Source organism: Bradyrhizobium sp. Bra78, assembly GCF_024519855.1.
Taxonomy (GTDB): domain Bacteria; phylum Pseudomonadota; class Alphaproteobacteria; order Rhizobiales; family Xanthobacteraceae; genus Bradyrhizobium; species Bradyrhizobium japonicum_G.
In genome coordinates this window covers 251,853-269,585 of record NZ_JALJRE010000005.1, presented here as the reverse complement: position 1 = coordinate 269,585, position 17,733 = coordinate 251,853, and the positions used below count along the sequence as shown (strand labels likewise).

Annotated in this window: 14 protein-coding genes and 1 tRNA gene; 3 read left to right on the top strand and 12 right to left on the bottom strand. The window is 65.8% G+C overall.

All coding sequences use genetic code 11. From position 1 onward, the window contains the following. Positions 1–19: 19 nt before the first annotated feature. The 4 genes from OC450_RS14330 to OC450_RS14315 all read right to left on the bottom strand — a co-directional run bounded on the left by OC450_RS14330 (position 20) and on the right by OC450_RS14315 (position 4,599). A complete protein-coding gene (locus OC450_RS14330) occupies positions 20–1,261 on the bottom strand; it encodes an acetamidase/formamidase family protein (RefSeq protein ID WP_211385793.1) in 1,242 nt (413 codons plus the stop codon). An 88-nt stretch (positions 1,262–1,349) separates the two neighbouring features. Further along, entirely contained in the window at positions 1,350–2,975 is a 1,626-nt protein-coding gene (locus tag OC450_RS14325; RefSeq protein ID WP_262048099.1) for an amino acid ABC transporter permease/ATP-binding protein, read from the bottom strand. Then, entirely contained in the window at positions 2,975–3,895 is a 921-nt protein-coding gene (locus tag OC450_RS14320) for an ABC transporter substrate-binding protein (RefSeq protein ID WP_211385791.1), read from the bottom strand. The genes OC450_RS14325 and OC450_RS14320 overlap by 1 nt, the downstream gene beginning before the upstream one ends. Positions 3,896–4,335: 440 nt before the next feature. Further along, positions 4,336–4,599, bottom strand: a complete 264-nt coding sequence (locus OC450_RS14315; RefSeq protein ID WP_256809455.1) for a hypothetical protein — start codon at positions 4,597–4,599, stop codon at positions 4,336–4,338. Between the two features lie 259 nt (positions 4,600–4,858). On the opposite strand from OC450_RS14315, the gene OC450_RS14310 reads away from it, so the two are divergent. Then, positions 4,859–5,053: a hypothetical protein gene (locus tag OC450_RS14310; protein ID WP_211385789.1), complete on the top strand. Its 195-nt coding sequence runs from the start codon at positions 4,859–4,861 to the stop codon at positions 5,051–5,053. 80 nt (positions 5,054–5,133) lie between these two features. Here OC450_RS14310 and OC450_RS14305 read toward each other — a convergent pair whose 3' ends face one another. The 7 genes from OC450_RS14305 to OC450_RS14275 all read right to left on the bottom strand — a co-directional run bounded on the left by OC450_RS14305 (position 5,134) and on the right by OC450_RS14275 (position 15,639). Continuing rightward, entirely contained in the window at positions 5,134–5,280 is a 147-nt protein-coding gene (locus tag OC450_RS14305) for a hypothetical protein (protein ID WP_211385788.1), read from the bottom strand. A gap of 201 nt (positions 5,281–5,481) precedes the next feature. Beyond that, a tRNA-Cys gene (locus tag OC450_RS14300) sits at positions 5,482–5,555 on the bottom strand. Positions 5,556–5,725: 170 nt separating this feature from the next. Next, the gene (locus OC450_RS14295; protein ID WP_262048098.1) at positions 5,726–6,460 is read right to left on the bottom strand and encodes a tRNA-uridine aminocarboxypropyltransferase; all 735 of its coding nucleotides are present in this window, start codon (positions 6,458–6,460) and stop codon (positions 5,726–5,728) included. Positions 6,461–6,501: 41 nt separating this feature from the next. Next, positions 6,502–9,606: an efflux RND transporter permease subunit gene (locus OC450_RS14290; protein ID WP_211385786.1), complete on the bottom strand. Its 3,105-nt coding sequence runs from the start codon at positions 9,604–9,606 to the stop codon at positions 6,502–6,504. Then, on the bottom strand, positions 9,606–12,755 hold the full coding sequence (locus OC450_RS14285; RefSeq protein ID WP_211385785.1) for an efflux RND transporter permease subunit: 3,150 nt from the start codon (positions 12,753–12,755) through the stop codon (positions 9,606–9,608). The genes OC450_RS14290 and OC450_RS14285 overlap by 1 nt, the downstream gene beginning before the upstream one ends. 36 nt (positions 12,756–12,791) lie before the next feature. Further along, positions 12,792–14,198, bottom strand: coding sequence for an efflux RND transporter periplasmic adaptor subunit (locus OC450_RS14280; protein WP_262048097.1), 1,407 nt, complete (start codon positions 14,196–14,198; stop codon positions 12,792–12,794). Then, positions 14,188–15,639 (bottom strand): efflux transporter outer membrane subunit, encoded by a 1,452-nt coding sequence (locus OC450_RS14275; protein ID WP_262048096.1) that lies wholly within the window; start codon positions 15,637–15,639, stop codon positions 14,188–14,190. The genes OC450_RS14280 and OC450_RS14275 overlap by 11 nt, the downstream gene beginning before the upstream one ends. Before the next feature lie 469 nt (positions 15,640–16,108). On the opposite strand from OC450_RS14275, the gene OC450_RS14270 reads away from it, so the two are divergent. Together OC450_RS14270 and OC450_RS14265 are read left to right on the top strand one after the other, a co-directional pair. After that, positions 16,109–16,351, top strand: coding sequence for a hypothetical protein (locus OC450_RS14270; RefSeq protein WP_262048095.1), 243 nt, complete (start codon positions 16,109–16,111; stop codon positions 16,349–16,351). 30 nt (positions 16,352–16,381) lie between these two features. After that, positions 16,382–17,416: a cysteine synthase A gene (locus OC450_RS14265; RefSeq protein ID WP_256809446.1), complete on the top strand. Its 1,035-nt coding sequence runs from the start codon at positions 16,382–16,384 to the stop codon at positions 17,414–17,416. Here the strand turns inward: OC450_RS14265 and OC450_RS14260 are convergent. Further along, positions 17,413–17,721 carry a hypothetical protein gene (locus OC450_RS14260; RefSeq protein ID WP_262048094.1) on the bottom strand — a complete coding sequence of 103 codons (309 nt, stop codon included), beginning with the start codon at positions 17,719–17,721 and terminating at the stop codon, positions 17,413–17,415. The two genes, OC450_RS14265 and OC450_RS14260, sit on opposite strands and share 4 nt — an antisense overlap. Positions 17,722–17,733 lie beyond the last annotated feature (12 nt).

The window sequence follows — 17,733 nt, the reverse complement described above, 5'->3', positions numbered from 1 at the left end:
CACGCGACGCTTCAACGCATTAGTCGCAACGGAAGATGTTCTTGCGGATCGTGCCGTGAACGCCCCAATTGGCGTCGACCACCTGGGTGACGCCGAAATCGGCGCCGACCGACATCAGCGAGATCGCCTCGTCCTCGCTGAGGCGATGCACGGTCATCAGGAACCGTCGGAGCTTGCGGAACGCATCGCGCATCGCACGGTCGAGACTGCTGTGATTGGCAATGTCGGTTTGGGCGTCGGCGCCGAGCGCGGCGAGATAGTTCGGATAGGTGAAGCCGTAGAACGACCAGGCCTGATCGGTCTCCAGCATCGGATGGTCGAGACCTTCGAGGCTGGTGCCGGCGAGGTCGGCTTTCTTGTGCAGGATGAACTCGAAGTCGCCGGTCAGCGAGGTCTCGATTGCGGTGCCGCCGAGCTCGCTGTCGCCCTGCGCGGCATGGGGATCGCCGACCGAGAAATACGCGCCGGGGACGGCGACCGGATAGAACATGCGCGCACCCTTGCCGATGCGCCAGTCGTCGATGTTGCCGCCGGTATAGCTCGGCGGGATCGAGCTGACGAAATCGGCCTCCGACGGCGCGAGCCCCATCGTGCCGAAATGCAGACGGGCCGGCACCTTCACACTGGACAGGATGTTCTCGCGCTTCTTGATGGTGGCGTGATCGACGCGCACGCCGGGATAGTCGATCATCGAGTGCACGATGCCGTCGGGATCGGTCTGCGGCGTCCAGACGTAATTGTAGACCGCCTTGGCGTAGGGCTCGCCGGAGGTGTCGAGCTCGAAGATGGTGACGACCTCGCGTGGCTTCGGCTCCTCGATCAGGTCGTGAAAATGAAACCCCCAGTTCGCCGCGACGTTGGAGCCAAAGCAGCGCCCGGCATGGCAGGCACTGCAGCTCGGTCGTGGCCGGACGTCGAGGATGCGCACCTCCAGGATATCGCCGGGCTCGGCTCCTTCGATCGCGACCGGTCCGGTGAGGAGATGCACGCCAATCCCCTCGCCTGCGCCGCGGATGAACGGGCCTTCGACGGGACCTGAGCCGCGGCGCGCCACCGCCTTGTGCTCACGCGTCCACTGGAACACGCTCTCGGCACCGGGATCGCCCGCGATCATGCGCTCGTAATCGTCATTGGCGTGATGGGTCAGCGTCTCGATGGTGGCGCGATCGCCGGAGCGCAGCGTCAACGCCGGGGCGACGGCTTTGGAGAAATAACCCCAATGGACCGTCTTGGGCGACACCGGCAGCGTGACATGCTTCATGACTTGATCTCTTTTGACTTGGCCTCTTCAGGTGACTTGGCCTCTTCGGGGAACGCGGTCGCTGGTCTTGCGAGGCCGGACGGCAGGGTCATCGCACCGCCTCCGGAATCTTGTCGGCTTCCATCACGCTGAGAAAACGCGCGGTCAGCGGATTGCGGGGATTGGTGAGCACCTCATGCGCCGGCCCCTCCTCGATGATCACCCCGCCGCTCAGGAAAGCGACGCGGTCGGCGACTTCATCGGCGAAGCGGATCTGGTGCGTCGAGATGATCATGGTGAGACCGTCGTCGATGGCGAGACGGCGGATCACTTCCAGCACCTCGTTGACGAGCTCGGGATCGAGCGCGGAGGTCGGCTCGTCCAGCAGCAGCACGCTCGGGTTTGGTGCGAGTGCGCGCGCGATGGCGACGCGCTGCTGCTGGCCGCCGGAGAGATGCCGCGGCAGCGCATCGGCGCGATGTGTCAGGCCCACGCGCTCGAGCAATTCGGCCGCGCGGCGGTCGGCATCGATGCGGGTCATGCCGTGCACCCAGCGCAGCGGACCGGCGATGTTCTCCCTGGCCGACAGGTGGGCAAACAGGTTGAATTGCTGGAACACCATGCCGACGCCAACCGTTGCCCGTTCGTTGGCCATCGCCCGGGGTGACAGCAGCTTGCCGTCGTCGTCAAAACCGAGGCGGCGGCCGCCGACGCGCACGGTACCTGCGTCCCAGCTTTCGAGATGATTGATGCAGCGGAGCAGCGTGCTCTTGCCGGAGCCGCTGGGACCGAGCAATGCGACCACCTCGCCGACGCGAACGGTGAGATCGAGACCGCCGAGCACCTTTTGCGCGCCGTAGCTCTTGGTGAGGTCCTTGGCCTCGACCGCGATGTTGTTGCGCGCGATCGTCGCTGCGCGCCGGGTGCGTTCCTCGCGCGTCAAGGCCAGCGGAGGCGTCTCGGCAAGCTGCTCCGCCGCTACCGGCTCGGGATCGGCAGCGGTCGCCTCGGCAAGCTCGAGCCTGGTGGCGAGATCGACGCGACGCCACGGCAGATAGTCGGCGAGCTTGCGCTCGCGGCCTTGGGCGCGGTCGAGATCGAGCAGCCATTCGACGAACAGCTGGATGACGCTGATGGCAAAGGTCAGCACCAGATACAAAAGGCCGGAGGCGAAGAAGATCGAGAAGAAGTCGAAGGTCGAGGACGCAAGCTGGGTCGAGCGCAGCGTCAGCTCCTGGACCGCGACGACGGAGGCGAGCGAGGAATTCTTCAGCGCGCTGACGGCCTCGTTGCCGAAGGCCGGGATCATGGTGCGGATCGCCTGAGGCGCGATCACCCGCCACATCAGGATTCTGGGCGTCATGCCGAGCGCCTGGCCCGCCGTCACCTGCCCGCGGTCGACGCCGAGCACGCCGGCGCGCAGCATCTCGGCGATGAACGGCGCCTCGTTGCAGGCGAGCGCGAGGCCGGCGGCCAGCACCGCCGGCAGCTTGATGCCGATATGCGGCAGCGCGTCATAGGCGAACACCATCTGCAGGATCAGCGGCGTCCCGCGGAAGATCACGGTGTAGGCCCGGGCGATCGCCGCCAGCAGCCAGAAGCGCGACAGCTGCATGCCGGCGAGGATCAATCCGAGGATCAATCCGCCGCCGAGCCCGAGGGCAGTCACCTCGAGGGTGAGCTCGATGCCCTCGAGCAGATACGGCATGCTCAGGTAATGGAGGAACAGCGACATCAGTCTGCCGTCAGGATGTCAGGCTCCTTGAAGTTGTTCACGTCGAGCCCATGCTTCTTCAGAAGCTCCATATGCGTGCCGGCCTTCTGCACCTCGATCAGCGCGGCGAGCACGGCGTCACGGAATTTCGGCTTGTCCTTCGGCACTGCGATCCCGACCGAATACGGGATCGTCACCGCGATCGCCTTCTCCAGCTTGTCCGGATAGGCCTTCACCGCGCTGTCGACGGTGTTGACGTCGTTGACATAGGTGTCCGCCCGGCCGGCGAGGATCGCTTGGATGCAGTTGGCGTTGTTGTCGTAGAGCTGGACGGTCGGCTCGGGCTTGCCGGCCTTCTTGCACTCCGGCATCAGGGCCTGGATCAGAGGCACCTCGACATATCCGGTGTTTTCGGCGGCAGCCGCGCCGCACATCGACATGTTGATGCCATTGATGCCCTTCGGATTGCCCTTGGCGACCAGCACGCCGTCGAACACCTTCGAGTAGGTGATGAAGTCGGCGGCCTTGGCGCGCTCCTTGGTGGCATAGATATCGGAGATGACGATATCGGCCTGTCCCGCGGCGAGCGTGGTCAGCAGTGCGGCGAACGTCACCGGCTTGTAGGTCAGCTTGAAGCCGAGGCATTCGCCGATGGCTTCGCCGAGGTCGATGTCGAAGCCGATATATTTGCTGGGATCCTTCGGGTCGATCGTCTCATAGCCCGGCGTGTGCGGGTTGATGGCGTTGACGAGCGTCTTGCCCTTCCAGTCCGGATATTTGGCCTGGAGCGCGGCGCAGGCGGCGGGCGCTGCGGCCTGCGCGCTCAGCGGTGCAGCGGCAACGAGGCCGATAGCGATGGCGGCGCCGAGCGCGAGCCTGCGCCACGGCTGTGATGCGCGCGCGATCCCCCGCCGCGCCTGGGGCAATACCCGTGTCTCCATCTCCAGCTCCTTCGAATTGTCATGGCAATGGCCATGTTCCAGATCTCGGGAGCGAGCCTAGGTGGAGTGCGGACCGGAAAGCTTGTCCGCGGGCGTACAAAAAATTGGATGGAAGTGGCCCGTGATTTGGGCAAGCGACTGCACAAAAACTGTTCGCAGGCACGACGTGTCCCGGCGCGGGATTCCGAATTCGGGAGAACCATATCGTTCCGGATGACGTACCGATCTGCGCGATCCGAGAATCATCCGGTCAGCTTATTTGACAGAGATACGACGATGACCGGCGGAGATACGACGATTTATGGATCCATCTGCGGCCGGCATCCGAACTGGATCACCGCCGTCCACAGCCTGTCCGCAGCATATCCACAGGCCGATCATGCCGGATTCGCGAGCCCGCACGAGCCACTTGCTGCGCACAAACTCACAGGCCTGGTATGTCAGCCACCGGCCTGATCGAACACGCTGCGGCAAGCCTCGCTCAAGCTTGACCGATTACGGCGAAGGCAGGCTGTGATGGCACGGACGTTGGGGATCTCGCCGGCGCAGAGCCGGTAGACGTCGGGCGTGCAGGCCCGACGCTGCTCGGGCGTTCCCTGCTGCGCATGTGCGGCGGAGGCAAACAGCGTCAGAAACAATCCGAGCGTCGAGGCGCGACGCGCCCGGCTCTTCACACCCGCAAACCGCAAGAACCTTGCCTTCATGACGAAGTCTCCTGTCTGCCCTGCCCACCCCCGGCCTGCATTGGCCGGGCTTGCGAAGGGGTAGGAGAAATAAACCGCCGGGAATGTGATCTCTTTCACACGGGCAGCCGGTCGGAGGCGCTTACGGTTCCCGGGGGATTTTCATGAATCGCTAACCAATCGGGACCCGATCGCCGGATCGTTAAAATGCGAACGATCGGTTCAATCGGGTAACAAGCCGGCTTTGCGACATTGCGCCATCCGCGGTTCGGAGGGTGTGATGAGCGAAGCCGAATTCAACTTGCTGCTGGATGCCGTCCAGGACGCCATGGTCCATGAAGATCCGGCGTTCGCGCCGGGGGAGGATTTCGTGCCGCGCTCGTGGACGTTCAACGCCAAGCCCAAGGCCGCCAACGACAATGAGGGCGCCTGGCCCCTCCTGCCGTTTCCGGACGGCTGGTACGCGGCCTGCTGAGGCCAATTTCAACACGAAAACGCAGCGCGCGCCCGCGGGCGTTTTGCGCCAGGCCCAGCGCCGCACGGGCACGACCGTGATCAGGTCTTGATGCGCTCCTCGCCGTCCTGCGGCGCCCGGTCGGGCGCGGTCGGCGGAAAGATGCTGTCATAGATCGCTCGGGCCTCGCGAATGAGGCGAGCCCGCTCCAGCTCGGATTTCGGGACAAATCGGACGATTTCGCTCACGTGCTCTCCAGCGCTCGATCGCTCGGGGAATACATCACCTGGCTGATGCGAACTCTATGCCAGCAGGCCTGAATCACGGGTTTCCGGCAGGCCCGGGCAAACCCGGTGTGCGCCAGCGCGGCCTTCGTGGCCGGATCTGCATGCAGGCGCGGCGGAACCTGCGCCGCAATCAATTTGTGCTGAAAGATCAGAGCTTTGCGATGGAGGCCACGTCGGGACTCGAACCCGAGTAAACGGTTTTGCAGACCGGCGCGTAACCACTCCGCCACGTGGCCCCAACGAGGGCGGAGCAATATAGGGGATCATGGATTTAGGCAACCCCGACCGGAGCCGGCCATGCCTTCGCACTGCCGAGATATCTGCCGGGAATCTCATCGATGGCGCCGGCCGTCGCGACGCGTCCCTCCTCCAGGAGGATCGCGCGGTTTCAGGTGCTTGGGACGAGTCAGGCCCGCTTGCCGCGCCGGACACCACGCCGGCGGTCCTTGACCACCGGTTTCGGCGCCAATTCCGGCATCTCGGCCTGGACTTCGCGATAGCGGGTTAGCATCCGTTCAAAACTCGCGTTCAGCGTCTGCGCGATGTCGGGGCGCTTCTCGAGACTGGCCAGGATCGTTGCGGCCGCCTCGATGGTGGAGAGTCCGTCCTTGCGCGGCTCCTTGCGCAGGCGCCCGTAGCGCGAGGGGTGCGCCGGGTTGAGGATCACGCGCTGGCACTTCAGCATCCAGGGGTTGCGCCACCACAATGCCTTGGCCTGGCTCCACGTGCCGTCGAGCAGCACCACGCCTTCGAGCTTGCCCAGGATCGCACGCTGGTTCTCCGCAATCGCGCCCTTGCGGTCGAGTGCGACAATCTCGCCCTCGGCCTCGAGAGCGGCCGCGCGTGCCGAGCCGAGATAGAGCACGGCCCAGCGCGCCGCATTCTCGACCGGCTGCCCCAGCGCCTTGGACAGGCTCGGCCAGGACAGGCCGACGCGCACCGTCGCCTTGGCGAAATGCTTCGCAAGCAGCCGTGCGGTGCCAAGCGCCCTGTCCTGCTCCTGCGGATGCTGGAGGATCAGGAGCGAGAGCCGGTTTTCAATCGGCGTGACGCTGTCGCAGATGCACAGCGGCATCGGCTTCTGGCAGTGCGGGCATTCGGGGATCGGATCGGCCGGCGCGGCGGCTGCTGGGTTCGACATGGTCGCCGCTATACGCTTTGCGCGGCGCTTCAACAACCCGCCTATTCCGCCGGCGCGGCCAGCGGGCGCGGCTCGGAGCGCCGGCGCAGCCGGTCGATCAGAAGGTAGATCACCGGCGTCGTGTAGAGCGTCAGGATCTGCGAGACGAACAGGCCGCCGATGATGGTGATGCCGAGCGGGCGGCGCAGCTCCGTGCCGGGGCCGGTCGCGACCACCAGCGGAATGCCGGCGAACAGCGCCGCCATGGTCGTCATCAGGATCGGGCGGAAGCGCGCCTGGCAGGCCTCGAAGATCGCCTCGGCGGAGGACAGGCCGCGCTGGCGCTCGGCATCGAGCGCGAAGTCCACCATCATGATGCCGTTCTTCTTGACGATGCCGATCAACAGGATGATGCCGACGAAGGCGATCACCGTCAGCGGCGTGTTGGTCACCTGCAAGGCGAGCAGCGCGCCTAATCCGGCCGAGGGCAGCGTCGAGATGATCGTGAGCGGATGGGCGAGGCTCTCATAGAGCACGCCGAGCACGATATACATCGCGACCAGCGCGCCGAGGATCAGCAGCGGCTGTCGCCCGCTGGTCTTGGCAAAATCGCCGGCATTGCCGTCAAAACTGCCGCGGATGCCTTCCGGCATGTGCAGCTCCTCGACCGCGCGCTGGATGTTCTGCGTCGCGGCCTGGAGCGCAACGTCCGGCAACAGGTTGAACGACACCGTGGTCGAGGGGAACGACTGCGAGTGATAGACCGCGAGCGCGGCGAGCCCACGCGTCGCATGCACCACGGCCGACAGCGGCACCTGCGCGTCGCCCGCGCCGGCGACATAGATGCGGTCGAGATTGGACGGATCGACCTGGAATTTCGGGTCGATCTCCAGCACCGTCATGTACTGGTTGCGCTGGGTGTAGATGATCCCGATCTGCCGCTGCGAGAACGCGTTGTTCAGCGCGTTGTCGATATCCTGGACGCGGACGCCGAGCGCCGAGGCCTTCTGGCGGTCGATGGACAAGGTCAGCTGAAGCCCGCCGGGATCGCGGTCGCTGGAGACGTCGGTGATGCCGTCGACGCTCTCCATGCGCTTGGCCACGATCGGAGCCCACTTCTGGAGCAAACTGAGGTCGGTGCTGGTCAGCGTGTACTGGTAGTCGGAATCGCTCTGCCGTCCGCCGGCGCGGACATCCTGGGCGGCGAACATGAAGAGGCGGATGCCGGGGACCGGAAACAGTGCGCGCCGCAGGCGATCGATCACGACCTGCGTTGAAACGTGATCGCGCTGCTCCGGCGGCTTCAGGCTGATGAACATGGTGCCGCGGTTCGAGGTCGCGCCGCCCGGCCCGCCTCCGCCGCCGACCGTCGAGCCGATGCCGGCCACCGCCGGATCCTGCATGACGATGTCGGCGAGCCGCTGCTGAAGGCTGAGCATGGACTGGAACGAGATATCCGCCGAGGCGCGCGTCGCGCCGATGACGAAGCCGGAATCGTCGGTCGGAAAATAGCCCTTGGGGACCTTGATGTAGAGCACCACCGTCAGCCCGATCGTGGCGAAGAACACCAGCAGCGTCAGCAGCGGGAATTCCAGTACGGTGCGCAGGGTGCGGGCATAGAATGCGACGATGCGCGACAGCGAGCCCTCGATGATGCGATCGAACAGCGTCGCGGAGCCGGACGTGGTCTGCCGGATGTAATGGGCGCAGATCATCGGCGTGACCGTCAGCGACACGAGCGTCGACACCACGATCGCGAAGGTCAGCGTCAGCGAAAACTCGCGCAGCAGACGGCCGACGATGCCGTCCATGAAGATCAGCGGCGTGAACGCCGCGATCAGCGACAGGCTGATCGAGACCACGGTGAAGCCGATCTGCCTGGCGCCCTCGATCGCCGCCTGGAACGGCCGCATGCCGTGCTCGAGATTGCGGTACATGTTCTCGATCATGACGATGGCGTCGTCGACCACGAAACCGACCGAGATCGCCAGCGCCATCAGCGACAGATTGTCGATCGAAAAGCCGGCGACCCACATGCCGGCGCAGGTGCCGGCCAGCGCCAGCGGCACCGAGATGCCGGCCGCGATCGTCGGCGTGAGACGGCGCAGGAACACGAAAACCACGACCATCACCAGGATGGCGGTCGCCAGCAGCGTCCATTGCATATCCATCACGCTGGCGCGGATCGTGCTGGTGCGGTCGACGAGGGTGGAGACCTCCACGCCGGCCGGAATCCACTGCTTCAGCGCCGGGATCAGCGCCTTCACCCTGTCAACGGTGTCGATGACGTTGGCGTCGCCCTGCTTGGTGATCTGGATCAGCACCGCAGGCTGCTTGTTGAACCATGCGATCGAACGGGCATTGCGGACGCCGTCCTCGATCTCGGCGACATCGGCGAGGCGCACGAAATTGCCGTTCGCGCTCTTGATGACGATGTCGCGGAATTCCTTGGCCGTGCGCATTTGCTTGTTCAGCGACAGCGTCTCGCTCTGGCGCTCGCCGTTGAAGATGCCGACGGGGCCGAGCGGATTGGCGTTGATGATGGCGGTCCGGACGTCGTCGGTGGCGATGCCGGCGTTCGACAGCGCGACCGGATTGAGCTGGATCCGCACCGCCGGCTGGTCCGCACCGCTGATCGTCACGTTGCCGACGCCGGGGACCTGCGAGATGCGCTGGGCCAGCACGGTGTCGGCGACATCGTAGATCGCGCTCGCCGCAAGGGTCTTCGAGGTCAGCGCCAACACGAAGACGGGCGCGCCGGCGGTGTTGGCCTTGCGGAAGCGCGGCAGCGTCGGCAGATCGCTCGGCAGGTCGACCAGTGCGGCGTTGATCGCCGCCTGCACGTCGCGCGCGGCCTTGTCGATGTTGCGACCGATGTCGAACTGGAGCTGGATGTTGGTGGTGCCCAGCGACGACGTCGAGGTGATCTGGTTGATGCCCGAGATCTCGCCGAGCCGCCGTTCCAATGGCGAAGCCACGGTCGCGGCCATCACTGACGGGTCGGCGCCCGGACGGCTGGCCGAGACGAAGACGGCGGGGAAATCGACGTTCGGGACCGAGGCAACGGGCAGGAACTCGTAGGCCACGACACCCAGCAGGAACAACCCGATCGACAGCAGCGTGGTCGCAACCGGGCGGCGGATGAAGGGCTCCGAGATCGATGCCATCACTGCATCCCCTCGGTCGCGCCCGCGACGGGCGGACCGCCGGGCTCGACCGGCGGCAGCGCCTGCTCGAGGCGGCGGTTGATGCGGTCGAGCGCGAGATAGATCACGGGCGTGGTGTAGAGTGTGAGCAACTGGCTGAGCAGCAGCCCGCCGATGATGGAGATGCCGAGCGGAAACCGCAGCTCGGCACCGGTGCCGCTTTCGATCGCGAGCGGCAGCGCGCCGAACAGCGCCGCCAGCGTCGTCATCATGATCGGGCGGAAGCGCAGCAGGCAGGCCTGCACGATCGCCTCATGCGCCGGCATGCCCCGCCCGCGCTCGGCCTCGAGCGCGAAGTCGATCATCATGATCGCGTTCTTCTTGACGATGCCCATCAAGAGGATGATGCCGATCAGGCCGATCACCGAGAGGTCCTGGCCGCATAGCATCAGCGCCAGGATGGCGCCCACGCCGGCCGACGGCAGCGTCGAGAGGATGGTGATCGGGTGGATGTAGCTCTCGTAGAGCACGCCGAGCACGATGTAGATCGTGATCACGGCGGCGAGCAGCAGCCATGGCTGGCCGGCGAGCGCCTTGGCGAATTCGGCAGCGTCACCGGCGTAGACGCCGACGATGCTGTTGGGCATCTCGATCCGGGTCTCGATCGTCTTCACCGCCTCGACGGCATCGCCGAGCGCCGCGCCCGGCGCGAGGTTGAAGCTGAGCGAGATCGACGGGAATTGCGCCTGGTGCGAGATCGCGAGCGGGGCCGTGGTGCGCTTCAGCGTCGCCACGGCGGACAGCGGTACCTGCGCGTTGGGGGCGCCGACGGTGGCGCTGGCGGCGCCCGGCAGATACAGCTTCGACAGGATCGAGGGATCGCGCTGGTACATCGGCAGCGCTTCCAGCACCACGCGATACTGGTTGGCCTGGCCGTAGATCGTGGAGATCTGGCGCTGCGCGAAGGCGTCGTTGAGCGTGTCGGTGATGCCTTGCAGGCTGACGCCGAGCTGTCCGGCGCGGGTGCGGTCGACATCGAGCTGCGCCCGCAGGCCGCCTTCCTGCGCCTCCGAGGACACGTCACGAAACAGCGGGTCGTGCCGCATCTCCGCAACCAGCTTGCGCGCCCATTCCGAGACCAGCGCCGCGTCGGTGCCGGTCAAGGTGTACTGGTATTGCGAGCGGCTCGACTGGGTCGAGATCTGCACGTCCTGCACCGGCTGGAAATACACGGTCATGCCGGGGATGCCGGCCACCCGCTCCTTCAGCCGGGTAATGACCACGCTGACATCGTCGCGGCGCTCGCCGCGCGGTTTCAGCGTCATGACGAGGCGCCCGACATTGGTGGTCGGGTTGACCGAGCCGGCCCCGATCACCGAGACAACACCGGTCACATCGGGATCGGCCTTGATGGCGTCGGCCGCCGCGGCCTGCCGTTTCTGCATCTCCGCGAACGAGACGTCAGGCCCAGCCTCCGTCACCGCCGTGATCGAGGCAGTGTCCTGGAGCGGCAGAAAGCCTTTTGGCGCCACGACGTAGAGAACGAGAGTTGCGATCAGCGTGGCGAAGGTCACGACCAGTGTGGCGCGCTGGCGTTCCAGCACCCACAGAAGCGTGCGGTGATAGGCCTCGACGGTCCGGTCGATGAAGCGGCTGATGGCGGCCAGTCCCGGTACCGCCAGCTCCTCGTGCGCGTGCTTGAGCAGGCGCGAGCACATCATCGGCGTCAATGTCAGCGAGACCACGGCCGAGGTCACGACCGCGATGGTCAGCGTCAGCGCGAATTCGCGGAACATGCGGCCGACGAGGCCCGACATGAACAGCAGCGGGATGAACACCGCGATCAGCGACACCGTCAGCGAGATCACGGTGAAGCCGATTTCGCTGGCGCCCTTCAGCGAGGCTTCCATCGCACTGTCGCCATTCTCCATGTGGCGGACGATGTTCTCGATCATGACGATGGCGTCGTCGACGACGAAGCCGGTGCCGATGGTGAGCGCCATCAGCGACAGATTGTCGAGGCTGAAGCCGGCGAAATACATGATGCCGAAGCTGGTGATCAGCGACAGCGGCAGCGCCACGCCCGCGATCAGCGTGGCTCGCAGCGAGCGCAGGAACAGCAGCACCACCAGCGTCACCAGCACGACGCTGAGGATCAGCGTGAACTGCACGTCCCGGACCGAGGCGCGGATGGTCACGGTGCGGTCGGAGACGATGGTGAGATTCACGCCGGCCGGAATCGCGCGCTGGACTTTCGGGATTTCGGCGCGGATCTGGCTGACGACGTCGATCACATTGGCGCCGGGCTGACGCTGGATGTCGATGATGACGGCGGGCGAGCCCTGGTACCAGCCGCCGGTGCGGTCGTTCTCGAGGCCGTCGACGATCTGCGCGACGTCGGCGATGGTGACGGGCGAGCCGTTGCGGTACGTGACGATGATGGGCTTGTAGGCGTCGGCGGCGGCGATCTGGTCGTTGGCCGCGATGATGTAGGATTGCTGCGCGCCGTCGAGCGAGCCTTTCGGCCCGGACACATTGGCGTTGGCGATCGCGGTGCGCAGATCCTCCATCGCGATGCCGTAAGCCGCGAGCCGCGCCAGATCCGCCTGGATGCGTACCGCCGGCTTCAGCCCGCCGAGCACCGAGACGCGACCGACGCCGGATATCTGGCTCAGCCGCTGCGCCAGCAGCGTGTCGGCGATGTCGCTCATCGCCCGCAGCGAGATCGTGTCGGAGCGCAGCGCCAGGGTCATCACCGGCGCGTCCGCCGGGTTCACCTTGGCGTAAGTCGGCGGATAAGGCAGCGTCTTGGGCAGCACGCCGGCCGCTGCGTTGATCGCCGCCTGCACGTCCTGGGTCGCGCCGTCGATGTCGCGGTTGAGGTCGAACTGGAGCGATATCTGGCTGACGCCGAACGAGCTGGTCGAGTTCATCGCCGAGAGCGACGGGATCTGGCCGAGCTGCCGCTCCAGCGGCGCGGTGATCAGCGAGGCGATCACGTCGGGGCTCGCACCGGGCAATTGCGTCGTCACCTGCACGGTCGGGAAGTCGACCTGCGGCAGCGCCGAGACCGGCAGCGCGAAATAGCCCAGCAGCCCGCCGATCAGGAGCGCGATGCCGAGCAGCGAGGTCGCGATCGGCCGTCGGATGAAGGGTTCGGAGACGCCCATGGGATGCGCCTGCCGCTCAGGCGGCTGTTGTCGGGATCATGGCTGCTTGGCTCCACTTCCCGATGCCCCAGGATTCGGCGGAGGCCCCGGTGCCGGTCCAGTCTGGCCCTTCTGGTCGCCTTCGCTGCTGCTCCGTTTCGCGCGGCGCTCGCCGTCCTTGCCTTGTCCGTCCCTCGGACCGTCTTTGGCGCCATCCTTCTTCTGACCGTCCGGCGCGCGCGCGCGCTTGCGCGGCGCGAGATCGGCCGACGGGGTCTGGTCGTCGCGGCCGATGACCACCTTGGAGCCGTCGGACAGATTGGCAAAGCCCGTCGTGACGACCCTGTCTTTCGGCGACAGGCCGCTGGCGATGACGGCGTCATGCTCGTTCTGCTGGGTCACCGTCACTGGCTTGGCCGCGACGACATTGTCCTCGCCGATGACATAGCTGAAGGTCCCGATAGGGCCGCGCTGCACGGCCGAGGTCGGCACCACCAGCGCCTGCGTCAAGGTCTCGACCTTGAGGCGGACGTTGACGAACTGACCCGGCCAGAGCTGGTAATTGGCGTTGGGGAATTCCGCCTTGAGCCTGAGCGTGCCGGTGGTCTGATCGACCTGGTTGTCGATGCCGGTGAGCTTGCCGGTATCGATCACGGTGATGCCGTCATTGCCGAACACGTCGACCGCGAGCGCGCCCTTCGATGCCGCCGCGTTGACGCGCATGATCTGCTGCTGCGGCAGGCTGAACCACACCGCGATCGGCTGCAATTGCGTGATCACCACGAGGCCGGTGGTGTCGGAGGCGTGGATGATGTTGCCCTGATCGACCTGGCGAAGGCCGGCGCGGCCCGAGATCGGCGCCACGATCTTGGTGTAGCTCAGCGTCGCCGCCGCGTTGTCGATCGCGGCCTGGTCGGCCTTGACCAGCGCCTCGGTCTGCGCGACCAGCGCGCGCTGGGTGTCGGCCTGCTGCTTGGAGCCGGCGTTGGACGCCGCGAGCTGCTCGTAGCGCGTGAGGTCGATGCGCTGGTTGGCGAGCTGGGCCTGGTCCTGCGCCTTCTTGGCGACGGCCTGATCGTACATCGCCTGATACAGCGCCGGATCGATCTCGCCGACCACGTCGCCCTTCTTGACATCCTGGCCTTCCGTAAAATTCACCGCGATCAGCTTGCCGTCGACCTGGGAGCGCACGGTCACGGTGTTGAGCGCGCGGATCGCGCCGACGCCGTCGAGATAGACCGGAACGTCCTGGATCCGGGGCGTCGCCGCCAGCACCGGCACCGGCAGATCGGGCCGCTGGTTGCGGTTGTTGGCCTGAGGCTGCTGATGCATGGCGCTCCAGCCGAGATAGCCGAGACCACCGAGGATCGCGAACGTGATCAGGGTCATCACGAAGCCGCGGCCGCGCGACCCTTTCGCCGTCCCCTCCTTGGCGCCTTGCTTGGCATCCGGCTTAAAGAGCATTGACCGGTTTCTCCATCCTCGGCTCCCAACCGCCGCCGAGCGCCTGATACAGGCTGACGATGGCGATGAGCCGTGCGAGTTGGGCCTGCGACAGCGCGTCTTCCGCCTGGAACAGGGTCAGTTGGGTGTTGAGCACGGTCACGATGTCGGCGGTGCCGGCGCGCAATTGCTGCTCGGCGAGGTCGAACGCGCGACGCGACGCGGTCACGACATCGCGCTGCAATTGCAGCTTGATCGTGGTCTGCTTGATCGAGAACAGCGCATTGTCGACGTCGGCAAACGACTGGACGATGGTCTTGCGATAGGTCTGGAGCAATTCGTCCTGCCGGGCCTTGGCATATTCGAAATTGCCGAGGATCTTGCCGCCGTCGAAGATCGGCTGCGTCGCGCTGCCGACGAGCTGGAAGAAGGCCGCGTGCGGCTGGAACAGCGACACCAGCGCGGAGCTCTGATAGCCGCCATTGCCGGTAAGCTGGATGGTCGGAAAGAACTGCGCACGGGCGTTGCCGATGTTCGCGGTCGCGGAGGCGAGCTGCGCCTCCTGGCGGCGGATGTCCGGCCGCTGCGTCAGGATCTCGGACGGCAGGCCGGGCGTCACGCGCGGGATCGCGATCCGGTTCAGCGAGCCGCCGAGCACGCGCACGCCCTCCGGCGGACGCGACACCAGCACCGCGAGCGCATTGACGTTCTGGTCGAGCGTCTGGCGCAGCGGCGGCACGAGCGCCTTCTGGTTGGCGAGCACGCTCTCCTGCTGGGCGACGTCGAGATCGGTGCCGGTGCCGGCCTTGCGCCGTTCCCTGACGGCATCGAGGATGCGCTGCGCGCTGGCGATGTTGCGCTGTGATGTCCTGATGCGATCCTGGGAAGCCAGCACCTGGAAATAGGCGTTGGCGACCCCTGCCAGGGTCGTCAGCGCGACGACGTCGCGATCGAAGCGGTTGGCGTTTGCTGTCTCTTCGGCGGTTTGCAACGCGTCCCGGTTCTGGCCCCAGAAGTCGAGCTGGTAGCTCGCGCTCAGCGAAGCCGAATAATTGACCACCTCGCGGCCACCATTGGTGAGGCCCGAGGACGACGAGCCGGAGGTGCGCGAATAGGTTTCGGAGCCGCCGCCCGACAGGCTCGGCAGCAGCGCAGCCCCCGCCTGCCGCGCCTGGGCGTCCGCCTGTACGATACGCGAGACGGCCGCGGCGATGTCGAGATTGACGGTCTGCGCCTCCTCCATCAGCTGCGTCAGCTCCGCGGAGCGGAAGCCGCGCCACCAATCCAGCGTGGGTGGCGCGTCGGCCTTGCCGGCGTATTTGTACTGCGCGGGAACATCGAGCGCGGGATCCGGCAGATCCTGCGTCAGAACGCAGGCTCCGGAGGCCGCGGCAAGGCACAGCACCACACCCCAGCGCGCCGCATGCCGCGCTGGAAACACCGACCCAAAGGATCGCCGCATGGCGACCACAGGACCATCCCGTGTCACATCCACCCTCCGCCGGGCAGATAAAGCCGCCACCGCGCAGCCGGATTAACCGATTCGCGGCGGGGCAGTCGGAGGGCTTTGGACAGCTCGTTCACCACGGTGATGCTTTCTGCGGAACCTGGGCTTCATACTAGCCGGGTGTGCAACAGCGTGACAGTCCCGCAGCTGCGAAACGCACACCCCAACATACCGGCATCGGCGCGACTCAAATGCAGAATAGACCTGTCCTGCAGCAATCTTTCGCATTGCCGCGCCACCATGAACGCGTTCAAGCTTACCAAGATTTCATGTGATATTGCCGCCACACCTGCACCGGAGCCGTCCGACCACTCTCACGAGGTCGTCAGCTTCCGAAAGCGGGGCGCGTCCGCTCGCAGGTCGGACTTCCACCCTCGACGCGCGCTCTCAACACCGTTGAGGCCCCCTCCTTGGTCGAGCTCGCATGCGCTTCGACATTGCAGCGTCCCGCGAGGGCGCACATGGCCGATCAGCTCCGCTCGCCGCGACAGTTATCTTCCATATCCCGATGGCGGCTTGCCATATCCATCTCCTGATCATCGGCTTCGCGGCAAGCAGGTCTCTCCTGCCGGAATATCGCTGCTTTGGCGGGCGTTTGGGCCTGTTTCGCCGCAGCGCAAAAGCCTTCCCCTTTTGCTTCCCAAGCACTAGGTTCTGGCCAACCTGATCAACCTCTTTGCCAGTGATTTTCCCCGACATGACCATCAAAAACGACGTTGTCGAAGCCATCGGCAACACCCCGCTGATCAAGCTCAAGCGCGCATCGGAATTGACCGGCTGCACCATCCTGGGCAAGGCCGAGTTCATGAATCCCGGCCAGTCGGTGAAGGACCGCGCCGGCAAATGGATGATCCTGGAAGCCGAGAAGCGCGGCGAGCTCAAGCCCGGCGGCCTCGTGGTGGAAGCGACCGCCGGCAATACCGGCATCGGCCTTGCCGTGGTCGCGAGTGCCCGCGGCTACCGTACGCTGATCGTGATCCCGGAGACGCAGAGCCAGGAGAAGAAGGATTTTCTGAAGCTGTGCGGTGCCGAGCTGCTGGAATCGCCGGCCCTGCCCTATTCCAATCCGAACAACTACCAGCATGTCGGCCGCCGGCTCGCCGATGAGCTGCGCAAGACCGAGCCCAACGGCGTGCTGTTCGCCGACCAGTGGAACAACCTCGACAACGCCAAGGCGCATTACGAGTCCACCGGCCCCGAGATCTGGCAGCAGACCGGCGGCAAGCTCGACGGTTTCGTCTGCTCGGTCGGCAGCGGCGGCACGCTTGCCGGCACCAGCCGCTATCTGAAGGAGAAGAACAAGGATATCCGCATCGCCTGCGCCGATCCGCACGGCGCCGGCATGTATGAATATTTCAGGACCGGCGATGCCAAGGCGACGCCCGGCGGCTCAATCACCGAGGGGATCGGCCTCAACCGCGCGACTGCGATCGTCGAGACCGCGAAGGTCGATGACGCCTATCTCATTTCCGACGCCGAAGCGGTCTCGGTGATCTACGAACTGCTCCAGCACGAGGGCCTCTGCCTCGGCGGCTCCACCGGCATCAACATTGCCGGCGCGATGCGGTTGGCAAAGCAGCTCGGCCCCGGCAAGACGATCGTCACCGTGCTGTGCGATTCCGGTAGCCGCTACCAGTCGAAGCTGTTCAACGCCGATTTCATGCGCGCCAAGAACCTGCCCGTGCCGGAATGGCTGGAGAAGCGCAGCAACATCAAGCTGCCGTTCGTTTAGCTCCAGGTCGGCCGCGGCGATCCCCGCGATACCCGTGCGAGACGCGCGTTCGATAGCGAGGGCTTGACCTCGCTCCGGTGCGACTCGAGGGGAGTGCCGTAGGAGCCTTCGCCGTCGCCGCCCGGCCAGAAAATCAGCACCAGCATCAGCGCGAGGTTGACGAGCGCTCCGAGCGCCGTTCCCTGATGCTCCTGCCCGATCGCCCATGCCGGAAACCGGCCTGCGACGAGATGGTCGACGATCATGAGCGCGAACCAGGCCGGGATCACGCAGACCGGATCCCAGCCGATGTCGCGAATGCGCATCGACTGCAGCGT

What these genes read in the sequence shown, in the direction of transcription:
- OC450_RS14330 (WP_211385793.1), bottom strand. Translation starts at nt 1,261, where the DNA reads ATGAAGCATGTCACGCTGCCGGTGTCGCCCAAGACGGTCCATTGGGGT.
- OC450_RS14325 (WP_262048099.1), bottom strand. Translation starts at nt 2,975, where the DNA reads ATGTCGCTGTTCCTCCATTACCTGAGCATGCCGTATCTGCTCGAGGGC.
- OC450_RS14320 (WP_211385791.1), bottom strand. Translation starts at nt 3,895, where the DNA reads ATGGAGACACGGGTATTGCCCCAGGCGCGGCGGGGGATCGCGCGCGCA.
- OC450_RS14315 (WP_256809455.1), bottom strand. Translation starts at nt 4,599, where the DNA reads ATGAAGGCAAGGTTCTTGCGGTTTGCGGGTGTGAAGAGCCGGGCGCGT.
- OC450_RS14310 (WP_211385789.1), top strand. Translation starts at nt 4,859, where the DNA reads ATGAGCGAAGCCGAATTCAACTTGCTGCTGGATGCCGTCCAGGACGCC.
- OC450_RS14295 (WP_262048098.1), bottom strand. Translation starts at nt 6,460, where the DNA reads ATGTCGAACCCAGCAGCCGCCGCGCCGGCCGATCCGATCCCCGAATGC.
- OC450_RS14290 (WP_211385786.1), bottom strand. Translation starts at nt 9,606, where the DNA reads ATGGCATCGATCTCGGAGCCCTTCATCCGCCGCCCGGTTGCGACCACG.
- OC450_RS14285 (WP_211385785.1), bottom strand. Translation starts at nt 12,755, where the DNA reads ATGGGCGTCTCCGAACCCTTCATCCGACGGCCGATCGCGACCTCGCTG.
- OC450_RS14280 (WP_262048097.1), bottom strand. Translation starts at nt 14,198, where the DNA reads ATGCTCTTTAAGCCGGATGCCAAGCAAGGCGCCAAGGAGGGGACGGCG.
- OC450_RS14275 (WP_262048096.1), bottom strand. Translation starts at nt 15,639, where the DNA reads ATGCGGCGATCCTTTGGGTCGGTGTTTCCAGCGCGGCATGCGGCGCGC.
- OC450_RS14270 (WP_262048095.1), top strand. Translation starts at nt 16,109, where the DNA reads ATGCGCTTCGACATTGCAGCGTCCCGCGAGGGCGCACATGGCCGATCA.
- OC450_RS14265 (WP_256809446.1), top strand. Translation starts at nt 16,382, where the DNA reads ATGACCATCAAAAACGACGTTGTCGAAGCCATCGGCAACACCCCGCTG.
- OC450_RS14260 (WP_262048094.1), bottom strand. Translation starts at nt 17,721, where the DNA reads ATGCGCATTCGCGACATCGGCTGGGATCCGGTCTGCGTGATCCCGGCC.